Source organism: Aquimarina sp., assembly GCF_977115655.1.
Map to the genome: position 1 here is coordinate 25813 of NZ_CDSBKO010000016.1, position 13990 is coordinate 39802.

12 protein-coding genes are annotated in these 13990 nt (G+C 28.2%); 11 read left to right on the forward strand and 1 reads right to left on the reverse strand.

Annotated elements, in window-relative coordinates; all coding sequences use genetic code 11:
• Nucleotides 1-14: 14 nt before the first annotated feature.
• The 11 genes from rfbB to ACZIYX_RS08890 all read left to right on the forward strand — a co-directional run bounded on the left by rfbB (nucleotide 15) and on the right by ACZIYX_RS08890 (nucleotide 12744).
• Complete coding sequence (gene rfbB / locus ACZIYX_RS08840) at nucleotides 15-1037, forward strand: dTDP-glucose 4,6-dehydratase (RefSeq protein ID WP_462681856.1); 1023 nt, start codon at nucleotides 15-17, stop codon at nucleotides 1035-1037.
• An 87-nt stretch (nucleotides 1038-1124) separates the two neighbouring features.
• Complete coding sequence (rfbA, locus tag ACZIYX_RS08845) at nucleotides 1125-1988, forward strand: glucose-1-phosphate thymidylyltransferase RfbA (RefSeq protein ID WP_462681857.1); 864 nt, start codon at nucleotides 1125-1127, stop codon at nucleotides 1986-1988.
• A 3-nt stretch (nucleotides 1989-1991) separates the two neighbouring features.
• Nucleotides 1992-2537, forward strand: coding sequence for a dTDP-4-dehydrorhamnose 3,5-epimerase (gene rfbC, locus ACZIYX_RS08850; RefSeq protein WP_462681858.1), 546 nt, complete (start codon nucleotides 1992-1994; stop codon nucleotides 2535-2537).
• Nucleotides 2538-2753: 216 nt separating this feature from the next.
• Nucleotides 2754-3548 (forward strand): FkbM family methyltransferase, encoded by a 795-nt coding sequence (locus tag ACZIYX_RS08855; protein WP_462681859.1) that lies wholly within the window; start codon nucleotides 2754-2756, stop codon nucleotides 3546-3548.
• Nucleotides 3549-3612: 64 nt separating this feature from the next.
• Nucleotides 3613-4899, forward strand: coding sequence for a flippase (locus ACZIYX_RS08860; RefSeq protein WP_462681860.1), 1287 nt, complete (start codon nucleotides 3613-3615; stop codon nucleotides 4897-4899).
• Between the two features lie 99 nt (nucleotides 4900-4998).
• Nucleotides 4999-6180: a hypothetical protein gene (locus ACZIYX_RS08865; RefSeq protein WP_462681861.1), complete on the forward strand. Its 1182-nt coding sequence runs from the start codon at nucleotides 4999-5001 to the stop codon at nucleotides 6178-6180.
• Nucleotides 6173-7303, forward strand: coding sequence for a glycosyltransferase family 4 protein (locus ACZIYX_RS08870; protein WP_462681862.1), 1131 nt, complete (start codon nucleotides 6173-6175; stop codon nucleotides 7301-7303). Before ACZIYX_RS08865 ends, ACZIYX_RS08870 begins: the two co-directional genes overlap by 8 nt.
• A 206-nt stretch (nucleotides 7304-7509) precedes the next feature.
• Nucleotides 7510-8601 carry an O-antigen ligase family protein gene (locus tag ACZIYX_RS08875; protein WP_462681863.1) on the forward strand — a complete coding sequence of 364 codons (1092 nt, stop codon included), beginning with the start codon at nucleotides 7510-7512 and terminating at the stop codon, nucleotides 8599-8601.
• Nucleotides 8598-9692 carry a DUF1972 domain-containing protein gene (locus ACZIYX_RS08880; protein ID WP_462681864.1) on the forward strand — a complete coding sequence of 365 codons (1095 nt, stop codon included), beginning with the start codon at nucleotides 8598-8600 and terminating at the stop codon, nucleotides 9690-9692. Before ACZIYX_RS08875 ends, ACZIYX_RS08880 begins: the two co-directional genes overlap by 4 nt.
• Nucleotides 9693-9750: 58 nt before the next feature.
• On the forward strand, nucleotides 9751-11169 hold the full coding sequence (locus ACZIYX_RS08885) for an MBOAT family O-acyltransferase (RefSeq protein ID WP_462681865.1): 1419 nt from the start codon (nucleotides 9751-9753) through the stop codon (nucleotides 11167-11169).
• Nucleotides 11170-12744, forward strand: coding sequence for an alginate O-acetyltransferase AlgX-related protein (locus ACZIYX_RS08890; protein ID WP_462681866.1), 1575 nt, complete (start codon nucleotides 11170-11172; stop codon nucleotides 12742-12744).
• 41 nt (nucleotides 12745-12785) lie between these two features.
• Here the strand turns inward: ACZIYX_RS08890 and ACZIYX_RS08895 are convergent, their stop codons facing one another.
• Nucleotides 12786-13895, reverse strand: a complete 1110-nt coding sequence (locus tag ACZIYX_RS08895; RefSeq protein WP_462681867.1) for a glycosyltransferase family 4 protein — start codon at nucleotides 13893-13895, stop codon at nucleotides 12786-12788.
• Nucleotides 13896-13990 lie beyond the last annotated feature (95 nt).

The window sequence follows — 13990 nt, forward strand, 5'->3', positions numbered from 1 at the left end:
AATATTAGTAGATAATGAAATCAATTTTAATTACCGGAGGAGCTGGGTTTATAGGTTCCAATTTTATTCTATATTTTCTTAATGAAAACCCTGCAATGCAAATTGTTAATATTGATAAATTGACGTATGCGGGGGATTTAAATAATCTGAGAGATTTAGAAGGGAATGAGAAGTATACTTTTGTTGAAGGGGATATTTGTGATAGAAATCTAATAGAAACACTATTTAACAAATATGATTTTGATGGGGTAATTCATTTTGCTGCCGAATCTCATGTGGATAATTCTATAGCAAGTCCTGATGAATTTATACGAACAAATATCTTTGGGACATTTACTTTAATCGACGTAGCTAGAAACTACTGGATGGAAGCGCCACATAAATACAAAGAACAATATAAAAGTTGTCGTTTTCATCACATTTCTACAGATGAAGTATATGGAACCTTAGGAAAAACAGGATTGTTTATGGAGAGTACTCCATACGCTCCTAATAGCCCATATAGCGCATCAAAAGCCTCTTCAGATTTCATAGTAAGAAGTTATTTCCACACGTATGGTATGAATGTTATTACAACAAATTGTTCTAATAACTATGGACCTAAGCAGCATGATGAAAAACTTATTCCTACTATTATTAGAAAAGCATTAGCCGAAGAAAATATACCTATATATGGTGATGGAAAGAATATTAGAGATTGGTTATATGTTTTGGATCATTGTAGAGGAATTGAGTTGGTGTATAAAAAAGGAAGTAGCGGTGAGACTTATAATATTGGAGGAAGAAATGAACGCAATAATAATCAGATTGCATCAAAGATTTGTGAAATATTAGATATAAAAATTCCTAGGAAAAATAAGGAGTCTTATAAAAAGCTCATAACTTATGTTAAAGATAGACCTGGTCACGATTTACGATATGCTATAGATGCTACTAAAATAGAAAGTGAGTTGGGTTGGGAAGCCGATGAAAATTTTGAAACCGGAATTGAAAAAACAATATCCTGGTATTTAAAAAAATACAATATAATTTCATAAGATAAACATAATTAAGAATTTCAACATACTCGAAACGATTATCTATGTGGATTCCATCATATCTTTGAAAAATAACAAATATAATAGATGAAAGGAATAATTTTAGCCGGAGGCTCTGGAACAAGACTACATCCCTTAACACTTGCTGTTAGTAAACAATTAATGCCAGTATATGACAAGCCAATGATATATTATCCTCTTTCTAGCCTAATGTGGTCAGGAATAAGGGAAATTCTTATAATATCTACACCACATGACTTACCTTTATTTGAAAAATTATTGGGAGATGGAACAAAATATGGCTGTAGATTTGAATACGCTGTGCAAGAAAATCCAAATGGTTTGGCAGAGGCATTTGTAATAGGAGCGGATTTTATAGGTAATGATAAAGTTGCACTGATTTTGGGAGATAATATTTTTTATGGTACAGGTTTAGAAAAACTCTTACAAGCCAATAATGATCCCGAAGGAGGTATAATTTATGCATACCATGTTCATGATCCAGAACGATACGGAGTGGTAGAGTTTGATAAAGAAGGAAAAGCAATCTCCATTGAAGAGAAACCAACCCAACCCAAGTCGAACTATGCAGTGCCAGGTATATACTTTTACGATAATGAAGTGGTAAATATTGCGAAAAACATAAAACCTAGCCATAGAGGAGAGTTAGAAATAACGGATGTAAATAAAGTGTATTTAGAGAGAGAAAAACTTAATGTAAGTATTTTGGATAAAGGAACTGCGTGGTTAGATACGGGTACTTTTAATTCTTTGATGCAAGCGTCTCAATTTGTTCAAGTGATCGAAGAGCGCCAAGGGTTAAAAATTGGTGCCATTGAAGAAGTAGCCTTTAAAATGGGGTATATATCCAAAGACGAGTTAAAAGGATTAGCAGAGCCATTAATCAAAAGCGGGTATGGTAAGCATTTGATGAGTATTCTACAAGATTAAAATATGAAAGTAAAAGAAACCAGACTCAAAGGATGTTTTGTATTAGAACCAACAGTTTTTAAAGATGAACGAGGATATTTTTATGAAAGCTATAATCAAAATACGTTTAATAAACTTATTGGACGAGAAGTTAATTTTGTACAGGACAATCAGTCTTTTTCTACAAAAGGGGTAGTTAGAGCGTTACATTATCAAATAGGAGAACATGCACAAGCAAAATTAGTAAGTGTTTTACAAGGCACTGTGTTGGATGTTGCAGTTGATTTGCGTCAAGATTCACCAACTTTTGGAAATCACATAGCTGTAGAATTGTCTGCAGAAAATAAAAAGCAATTATTTATACCCAGAGGATTTGCTCATGGATTTATCGTATTAAGCGATACTGCCAACTTTTTTTATAAATGTGATAATTTTTATAATAAAGAAGCAGAAGGAGGTATCATTTATAATGATCAAGACATAAACATAGACTGGAGAATCAATAAAGAGGATATCATTGTTTCTGAAAAAGATGAGGTTCTTCCAAATTTTAAGAATGCCAAAATATGATTTAGATATAAATCATAAACTTTTTGAATAAAAGGGATTAATAAAAAAACGCATTATGAAAAATTATAGATGTATAATAAATTAAAATATAATCTATAGGTATTTCTTAGAGGAGTAGGTGCTATGTGAATGATTTATTATGGCATATTAATATATGAGTCTAGTAAAATTTTGCGGAATTGAAAAAATGCTTTATTAAATAAACATTAGAGTAAAATGAAAATATTAAAAACACTTGTCATTAGAATATTTGCATCTTTAGGACTTTTTATTGACAAATCGACCGATAAAAAAGATGTTATATCGCTAATTAAAAGGCTACGTCCTTTTTCGACAGGAAAAGATCTTATAAGAATCGGTGGAGATCTGGATGGAGGATACTTGATTCCTGATGACCTAGAAGATATAGACGCCTGTTTTTCGCCAGGTGTTGGCCCGACGAGTTGGTTTGAAAAACATTGTTTAGAATATGGGATGAAAGTTTTTATGGCAGATAATTCTGTAGATGGACCTGCAATAAAAAATAATGAGTTTAATTTTGTTAAAAAATTTATTGGTCATACAAACAATGAGAATTTTATGACTTTGGATTATTGGGTAGACTCTAATATAAAATCAAAAGATTCTGATTTATTGTTACAAATGGATATCGAAGGCTATGAATTTTTAGCCATTGCGAGCATTTCGGATGAATTATTAAAAAGATTTCGAATTATCATTATCGAATTTCATGATCTAGATAAATTGTGGCATAAAACGTTTTTTCATCTGGCAGAAGAAACATTTGGTAAGTTGCTTCAAAATCATATATGTACTCATATTCACCCTAATAATTATCTTAGAATTGATAAAAGAAATGGTGTAGAAATACCAATTGTAGCTGAATTTACTTTTATTCGAAATGATAGGGTGATAGAAAAAATTCCTCAAGCAGTATTTCCACACCCATTAGATTTCGATAATTCAGCAAATGATGCCCCTATTTCTTTACCAAAACAGTGGTACTCTTAAAAGAAAAGCTTTTAAAAAACAGTTCCTTTTAATTACAAAGTAATTTTTTTACTTGATACAAAACATGAAAGTAAGTAATAAAATAAAAACAATTTTATCAAAAAATAAGGTTCTGGTAAAAAACTTTTCGTACTTAGGACTACTTCAGATTTTTAATCTGGCGGTTCCTTTATTTACATACCCTTACTTAATAAGGGTCTTAGGAGAAGAAACATATGGATTAGTTATTTTCGCACAAGCGGTTATAGCATATTTAGTAATTCTTGTAAGTTTTGGGTTTAATAAAACTGCCACAAGAGAAGTTAGTATTCATAGAAATGATAGAGAAAAATTATCGGAAATAACAAGTTCAGTATTTATAATTAAAGGAGTAATTTTTATTGCTTCATTTTTATTTTTGTATATTATTTTACATTTCATCCCTTCTTCAAGAAATCAAGAAATTTTGTTTTACTTAAGTTTATGGCTTTGTTTTTTTGAATGGATTTTTCCTTTATGGTACTTTCAAGGAATTGAACAAATGAAGTTCATAACGATTATAACCCTAATAAGTAGATTAGTCTTTTTAGCCTTAATTTTTATTTTGATAAAAGGAAAAAGTGATTACTTGTTTTTACCAATTATTAATGGTTTAGGGGCTTTAGCGGCAGGTCTTTTTTCTTTATATATAGTTTTTTCGAAACATAAAGTTAAATTTAAGTTTCAAAACAAAGACACATTATTTTTTTATGCTAAAGAATCTCTTGCAATATTGACTTCTGATATTTCAATTACGCTTTATGTAAGTACTAATAAAGTTTTGGCAGGAACATTCTTGGGTATGAACGAGGTGGCTTACTATGATTTAGCTGAAAAATTATTAAATTTAATCAGATTACCAATACTTATTTTGGGTCAAGCTATATTTCCAAAAGTAAGTAAAGAAAAGAATATTCATTTCGTTAAAAAAGTTGCAATGATTTCATTGCTTGGAATTTGTGTCTTATATGTAGGTCTTGTTATTTTTGGAAAGTACATTGTTTTGTTTTTAGGAGGTCCAGAAATGAGCCCTACAGTCTCCATTTTATGGATTTTATGCTTATCAGCTCCTTTTACAGCACTCAATAACATTTTTGGAAATCAACTACTAATTCCTTTTGGGTATTTAAAAGCTTTTAATAAAGCTGTAATAATGACATGTTTGACATATTTTATAATAGTTGGGGGGTTATGGACAATGAAGGAAATTAATCTTATTAATGTTTCGATAGTTACAGTAATAGTGGAAGCTCTTGTTGCTTTATTTACTTTTTATTATTGTGTTAAATTCAATTTATGGGAAATTAAAATTAAGCCCCGTTTTTTAAAGTAATTTAGAGAATGCATAAAAAGTATTTTATAATAAAAACTTTTGTGTAATCTAAGAATGGTTTTGTACTAAAATATTAATAGAAGTTTCTAATCAGGAAATATGGTTTTTTCGAGAAAAAAAGTAACAACTTTAGTCATTCTTTGGCTGTTTTTAAGTTCTTTGATTATTGCTTCTATATACAGATTTTTTAATCCAGAGGTAAATTTATTAATTCTTAAAGATGTATTTATAGTTGCTTTTTTTATTCTTTTGATAGCAGATTATCGCAGTTTAAAATTATATACAATAAATCATTATATAGCTTTTCTAGTACTATACCTTATACTACAATCTTTTCTTTCGAATGCACCTTTTTTTGCCAAACTGGCTGGTTTGAGGCAAATGTTGGTTCCTTTTTTATTGATTTATATAGGAATGAGCTCTAAAATAGGAATTTTTGAATTTGCCAAGTTTAAAAGAGGAATAATCAAAATAGCCTTTTTTGTAGTTTTATTTGGTTATTATGAAATTATATTTAGTATCTGGCATGAGTTTGAGTTAAGAAATTATTTTGAAGCCAAAAATGTTCCTGTTTATGGAGGACCAAAAGAAGCTTTTTATAATTACCCTCCTTTCTTTATAGAACCTATTTTTGGAGGTGTTAAAAGAATGACTGCAACGCTATTGGATCCAATAAACCTAGGGCATACTTTAGCTTTTATTCTTAGTCTACTATTGTTTGATAAGACATTAGGATATAATAGAGATAAAAAAGTAATGTTAGTTGTTTTTTTTGGTACAGCTTTGATTTTAACTTTTTCAAAAGGAGCACTTTTACATGTGATTTTAGTTGCTCTTTTTAATTTCCGAAAAATTAGTAGTGGTATTAAAGTAATGGTGATGTTTTTGTTTATACTATTATTGTTTTATATGTCCAATTTTCATCAAGGAATAAAAATTCATTTATCAGGAATCGAAAATGCAATTAAAAGCCTCAAAATGTTTGGTCATGGTATAGCAAAAACAGGAAACCAAGCAACAATGTTTTTTGAACAAACTGTTGATATTGGAGATACATTTATAGGATCTATAATGGGACAAATAGGATTTTTAGGACTAATTTTGTGGGCAACACCTTTTTATATTATTTATCAAAAAATAAAAAATAATATCATAGCAAAAATTTTACTGGCTCAGTTAATAATATCAATAATTTCAGAAAATGCTTTTAACTTGTTAAGTATTTTCTTAGTTTGTATTTCTGTAGGAGTAGTGTATAGATTAAATAATATAAATGAATAAGATTGCAATAATAGACCATGTTGGAAAAAAGAGTGGAATGGATTTTTATGACGTTTCACTGGCAAAAGAGTTATCGAAGAAAATAAATGTTTATATATTTTCAAATTTTCAAAAAAAATCTTTTAAAACTTCTCATGTTATAATTAAGAAAACATTTGGAGATTATAAAAAAGATGAAAATACAATTGACAAGTCAAAGTATTTTTTTAGGGGATTTATTAGATCTTTTATAAAAGCAAAAAAGAACTCAGTAAAAATAATTATGTTACATTCTTTTTCATATGAAATAAAAGATATACTAGTTTATATAATAGCACGTTTTTTTGGACTTAAAATTTTATTAATAGCCCATGATATATCAGGTTTTGCAAAAGGCGATAATAAAATAATAAAAAGAATTATCCTCAAATATCTAACAGAAAAAGTTTTGGTTCACAATGACTTTTCTAAAAGAGAATTATTGAAGGAAAATATTTCAGAAAGTAAAATAATTACAATTAGACTTGGAGGATATATAGACCTTGTGAACCTAGTTGAAAAGAAGGAAGCTCTTTCTAAGCTTGATTTGTCGGATGAGCATAAATATGTTTTATTTTTTGGGCAAATAAAAGAAGTAAAAGGATTAGATTTATTAATAGAGGCCTTTGGAAAAATAAACAATGTCAATACAAAATTAATCATTGCTGGTAAAGTTTGGAATGATAATTATGAAAAATATATTGAGTTAATTAATAATTTTAATTTAGAAGAAAAGGTTATTTTTCTCAAAAGATTTATACCAGATGAAGAAATGGACTTATTGTTCTCGGTTTCAGATATTGTTGTAATACCATATAGAGAAATTTATCAAAGTGCCGTTCTTTTGAATGCATTGAGCTACCCATCTTTAGTTTTGTGCTCGGATTTAGAACCAAATAAAGAGGTTATTATTGATGAGGATAATGGTTTTTTATTTAAGTCATCCAATATTCAATCTTTATCAGAAAAACTTTCTATGGTACTATCACTTGAAAGCAGTATAAGAGATCGAATAAAAAGAAAAGCACTAGAGACAGTTAAAGGAGAGCATAGTTGGGATTATTCTGCAAAGAAAATATTAAATTATCTAGAACAAAATCATTAATGAACAAGATTTTTAGCGAGAAAAATATAACAATTGGCTTATTAATTTGCTGTTTTTTAAGCTTATTTTTAAAAAACAGTATTAATTCTATCTGTTTAGTTCTTCTGGTAGTATATTCTTTGATTAATTATTTTTTGATAAAAAAGAGAAAGATAGTTTTAACCTTTGGTTTTAGAAAGGAAGAGATTTATTTTATAATTTATTTTTTGGTAATAGTAATATCAGTCATTTATAGCGAAAATAAGGATGTTGCCATTAAACACATCGGTAGATATATTGCTTTTCTTGTAGTTCCTTTAAGTTTTAATTTTTTACCTGTATTAAGTCATACATACAAGTTTTTTATCAGAAAAGTATATGTCTATGGAATTATCGTTTTGCTAACCTTCTTATTTTTTAATGCAGTTAGACAAAATGCTGAGATTGGATATTCTTTCATCGATTTTATATCTAGTATTTTTCTAAGCATATTCGATTCTGATGTTACTGTAAGTGGTATAGAGTATTGGGTATTTATGTATGAAGGCTTAACAGGTGTAATAAATATACAGCCAATATACATATCTTTGTTTGTGAATTTAGGGTATGCTTTTTTGATTTCCTTACGAGAAAAAGAAGAAATATCTAGTGTGCGTTTTTGGGCAATAAGTGCATTTTTTCTTCTTTTTAGTGTACTATTATCCTCTAGAATGGAGACCATTATATTTTTTGTGTTACTATTTTTATACTTATTAGTATATAGTCCAAAATCAAAAAAAGAGTTTTTTAGAAATCTTTTTGCTTGCAGTATCTCTGTTTTTCTTATGGTTTTAGTTGTTTTTAGTAATCCTATACTAAAAGATAGAATTCTGAGCACAATAGATACAAATTATACTAGTGATTATGTATCATTTGCCAATCAAAATGTAAGAATGGAAAAGTGGAAGAACTCATTACAAGTTATAGAAAAATCACCAATAATAGGACAAGGAATAGGAGATTATAAAGACGAATTAATAGCACAGTATAAAGAGAATAATTTTTTATTGGGTGTAGAAAACAGGTATAATTCACATAACCAATATTTGGATACAATGCTTCAAAGTGGATTATTCGGGCTAGTTGTTTTATTAGGATTATTTTTTAGAGGCGTAATTAATGCTTATAAAAAAGATTTAGAAAAGATACTGTTATACCTCACTTTTGGCTTGAGCTTTATTACAGAATCTATGTTTGATAGACATTGGGGAATTGTCTCTTTTGTTTTTTTTGTATGTTTTTCTTTAAAGTATACTGTTGATATAAATAACAATAAATGAAAATAGCGGTTATCGGAATAAGAGGAATTCCTAATTATCATGGGGGTTTTGAGCAATTTGCAGAATATTTTTCTGTATTTATGGCTTTAAAAGGGCATGAAGTATATGTATATAACTCACACAATCACCCCTATCAAGAAAAGACCTATAAAAGTGTGAATATTGTTCATTGCTATGATCCAGAATATTTACTAGGAACTCCTGGACAATTTCTATATGATTTTAATTGTATTCTAGATTCTAGAAAAAGAAAGTTTGACATCATCTTGCAGCTTGGATATACTTCTAGTTCCATATGGAACTGGATGTTTCGTAAACCTGCTATAATTGTCACAAATATGGATGGGCTTGAGTGGAAAAGAACCAAATATTCATCACCAGTTCAAAAATTCTTGAAATTTGCTGAAAAATTAGCGATAAAGAAAAGTGATTTTCTTATTTCTGATTCAATCGGGATTAAAAATTATCTTAAAGAGAAATATAGATGTGATTCTCAATATATAGCTTATGGCGCAGATGTTTTTGAAAATGAAGATGATGAGAAGGTTTTACTAGATTATAATCTTCTACCATATGATTATAACATGCTTATAGCAAGGTTAGAACCAGAAAATAACATAGAACCTATATTAGATGGAGTTGTATTGTCTAATTTAGATAAACCATTTCTTGTTATCGGTAAACATGAAACCAAATTTGGAGAGTATTTAAAAAACAAATACCAAAAAGAGAAAAGAATACGCTTTCTGGGAGCAATTTATAATATGAATGATTTGAATAATTTAAGATATTATTCTGGACTTTATTTTCATGGGCACTCTGTAGGTGGAACTAACCCTTCATTACTCGAAGCAATGGCGTCTAATGCATTTATTATTGCCAATGATAATGTTTTCAATAAATCAATTTTAGAGGACGATGCGTTGTATTTTAGAGATAAGAATGATGTGAAGGATATTCTTAATACTGTAAGTAAAAAAGAACACTCTAAAATGCTTATAAATAATTTTGAAAAAATTAAACAACATTTTAATTGGAATAAAATTAATCAAGAGTATCTGGATTATCTAGAAAAGTGTTTGAAATCATAAGAAAAGGAATAAATCATTATTTTACTAATTATAGAACAGCACACTTATTAACTTGTATATGATATTTACATCACCTTCATTTCTGTTTTTATTTTTACCAATAGTTATATTACTGTATTATATTTCTACAAATACATTTAAGAATTTAATTGTTTTTTTATGTAGCCTTTTCTTTTATTCTTGGGGAGAGGGAGTTTATGTTTTATTAATGCTTTTCTCGATAGGAGGTAATTATATTTTCGGGCTTTATATTGGGAATAAGCAAAAAAAAGTTAGAAAAGGTTATTTTCTTTTTTTTGCTATTTTATTTAATCTAGGTCTTTTATTTTATTATAAATATGCAGGGTTTTTTATAGGTATTCTCAATGATGTTTTTAATTTTGAAATTAATTCCTCTCCTGTACACTTGCCTTTAGGTATTTCATTTTTTACATTTCAATCTATTTCTTATATAGTAGATGTGTATCGAGAAGAGGTTAAACCGCAAAAAAAACTCATTAATCTTGGACTTTATATTTCGCTTTTTCCACAGTTAATAGCTGGTCCTATAGTTCGATACAGCGATATTAATTTACAACTACAAGAACGTAAGCATTCATTTAAAAAATTTAGTGAAGGGATATATCGATTTTCTATTGGCCTATTTAAAAAGATAATCATAGCAAATCCATTGGGGCATGTTGCCGATCAAATTTTTGAATTAGATACAGACCAACTTTCAATACCTATAAGTTGGATAGGTATTTTGTGCTATACATTTCAGATTTATTTTGATTTTTCTGGATATTCTGATATGGCAATAGGTTTAGGAAGAATGTTTGGTTTTAAATTTGAAGAAAACTTTAATCACCCTTATATCTCACGATCAATACAAGAATTTTGGAGAAGATGGCACATTTCTCTTTCTACATGGTTTAGAGATTATTTATATATTCCATTAGGAGGAAATAGAGTGAGTAAAAAACGCCTTTATTTTAATTTATTTACGGTGTTTTTCTTAACTGGTCTTTGGCATGGAGCAAGTTGGAATTTTATTATTTGGGGATTATTTCATGGTGTCTTCATCTCACTAGAAAGAATAACTATCATAAAGAACTTTTTAATCAAAAATAGTTATGTATCTTATATATATACCTTATTTGTGGTTATTATTTCTTGGGTGTTTTTTAGATCGCCAACATTATCAAGCTCTTTAGATTATATTTATAGTATGTTTAATATTGTTGATTTTTCCTTCGATATTTTTGAAGTAAGATCTTTAATTTCTAATGAAATAATTATTGTTTTCATTCTTGCTATTTTGCTATCACTGCCATTAAGAAGTAAATTTGAAGCTTTCCTTTCTAAGAAAGAAAGAAACAGTAAAATAAAGCCCATATACATATATAAGTTTGCATTTATTTTTATATCTCTATTGTTCGTTTTTTCTAAAATTGCTTCTTCTGCATATAATCCATTTATTTATTTCAGATTCTAAATGAAAAATATTTACCATAAAATAGTCGTATTAGTTTTTTTAGCGTTCTTATATATACCGCTTATTGTTGGAGTCATAAAAAAAGATGAAAAAATTAGCAAAAATGAAAATCGAAAACTAACAGAATTACCTGATTTTCCAACAACGTTGGATTCGGTAAATGGTTATTTTAATAAATTTGATAACTATTATAAAGATCACTACGGTTTTAGAGAATCCTTTTTATTTTTATACAGTAATTTAAAATACCTAATTTATGATTCTACCTCAGAAAACATTGTTATTGGTAAAGATCGTTGGTTGTTTTTAAATGAAGGAAACGGAGACCCTATAAATGACTATAGAAACATAAATGTGCTACCAGATAAAAAAATAGAAAGTTATGCTAACTATTTACAAGAAAAAAGCGATTGGTTAGAAGAAAAGGGAATAAAGTATTATTTCTTTATTTGTCCCAACAAACATTCTATTTATTTTGATCAACTACCGTCTTATGTGAAAAAAGTGAATGAAGGCTCTAACTATAACAAATTAATAGCCTATTTAAAAACTCATACCACTATAAAAGTAGTTGATGTAAAAGATTTTTTACTTGAAGAAAAAAAGAAGTCGAAAACACCACTATACTCCCCAAAAGGAACTCATTGGAATGCTATGGGAGCAAACTATGCCCAGTTTGAACTTGCCAAAATTATTCAACAAGATTTCCCTGATAGAATTATACCAAAATTAGAAGACCTTAAGGATTTTAATTTAGAATATTCAAATTATGATTCTTCAGGAAATATGATTGGTCTAGCGAATTTGGAACAGGAAGTACCAATACCTAACTTAATAGCTTGTGAGGATAATATGATTACTAATGGACTGAATTTTAAATGCAACTGTAATAAGAATCCAAATGGTTTGAAAGCTTTGATTTTTAGAGATTCATATTTTATTGAAATGACTCGGTATCTTACTAATTATTTTAAATATTCTAATTTTATCTGGTCAGGTTTAACTTTTAAAGATTTAAAAGAACAACTAGAAAATGAAAACTATGATATTGTGGTTGAATCTTATGTTGAGCGATATATAGAAGATAAAAAACCAGAAAGAAAAGAGTTTTCTAAGGATATAGAGTTTATAAAAAAAGTGTTTGAAAGTTCGAAAATTACAATTTTTGAATCTAAATGTTTCGATAGATTTGAATTACAATTCCAAGATAAAGAAGAAGGAAAAGTTGAGAAAGATTGTAAGAATCTAAAATTTTCTGCCTCAAAAGAACCAAACACTAATATCTATCTGAGAGATTTATCAGAACTAAGAAATAATAATGCTATTGCTTATTTTGAGCTTGAATCAAGTATTGAGACTACTTTTCAGTTATTTTATTCTATCATAGACGAATCTGTTAATGGATGGCCTTATGATAATAGTAAAATGATTGAACATAGAATAATAAAAGGATTAAATAAAATATATATTCCTTTGGTTGTAGATCAACTAGATGAATCTCTTCTTTTTAAAGTAGGAGAGTTAGGAGGAACGTATAGTATAAAGAAGGTTCGTATAAATAAAATAGAATTGTAAAATAATTAGTTTTATAAGCACTTTTTTAAAAGCAACGAGTGCTAACTTAAGCTATTTAGCAATTCCTCTATATTTTTTGAAGCTTCTTGCCATGTAAACTGTTTTGAAAATGCAAGCCCTTCGTTTACTTTAAGTACTCGATATTGTGGATCTTCAATTATTTTTTTAGCTTTAAGGTAAATACTATTATGGTCTAAAGGATCAACAAGAAGGTCTTCATAAGCACAAATCTCAGACATGGGTTTATAATTGGTAGTTATTACAGGGCATCCACAAGCCTGAGCTTCTATTATTGGTAATCCAAAACCTTCTTCGAGACTAGGGAACATAAGTAAAAGAGCATTAGAATATAAACCAACTAGATCTTTCTCACTAGTATTTTCTATAAAGATGATATCCTCTTCTAATTTTAATCCTTCTTCTTCGATATAAGACATGGTAAGGGCTCTTTTACTAGGAGAAACACCTCCTCCTGGTTTAACCATTTTTAAATTTGGAAAATCTTTCTTTAATAATGCAAAAGATTTAATAACAGTTTTCATGTTTTTTCTTTCTTGCTCAGAGCCTACACATAAGACAAAATCACCATAAGGATTTGGTGTATCGATTCTTTTAAAATCCGTCCCAATGTATACATACTTGATTTTATCCTTATCCAGCCCAATTTTTACTAACTCTTCTACAGATTTTTCAGAAATCGTTAGAATCAGATCACAATTTTTCATTGCTTTAGTTCGCCCAAATCGATAAAATATATATTTAAACCATCTAGAGAACACCTTTTTTTCGAGCTTATAGTCGTTAAAATATATTAAGTCATGAACAAGAATTATTTTCTTTTTCTTAGTAAAGAAAGAAACGATATGAGTATAACAAAAGTAACTTTCAAAAAAGAAAATGTAATCTTGTGATTGCTTTCGTATAAAAGATAAGTCTTTGAGAGCTTGTATTACTAGTAATAGTTCAAAAGCAAGCGATTTAAGATAACTACTTTTGTACTTTTCACTTTTCTTTTTAATTCGTGTTAAATCTAAGTTTTTATAGGCTAGAGGCGCTTTTATATACTTTAGTATATTATCACTTACAATACTTAGAGAGGAATTATGTTTTGTAGGTATAAATAGTATCTTGTCAGAAAGAGAATGCTTCATAATATATGCAAGTGAAAAGTCAAATTAGAAAGAGTTAAAAAACATATTTTAAACTCTGATTTAAAAGTATGGCAAATATATAAATTTGTTCCTTA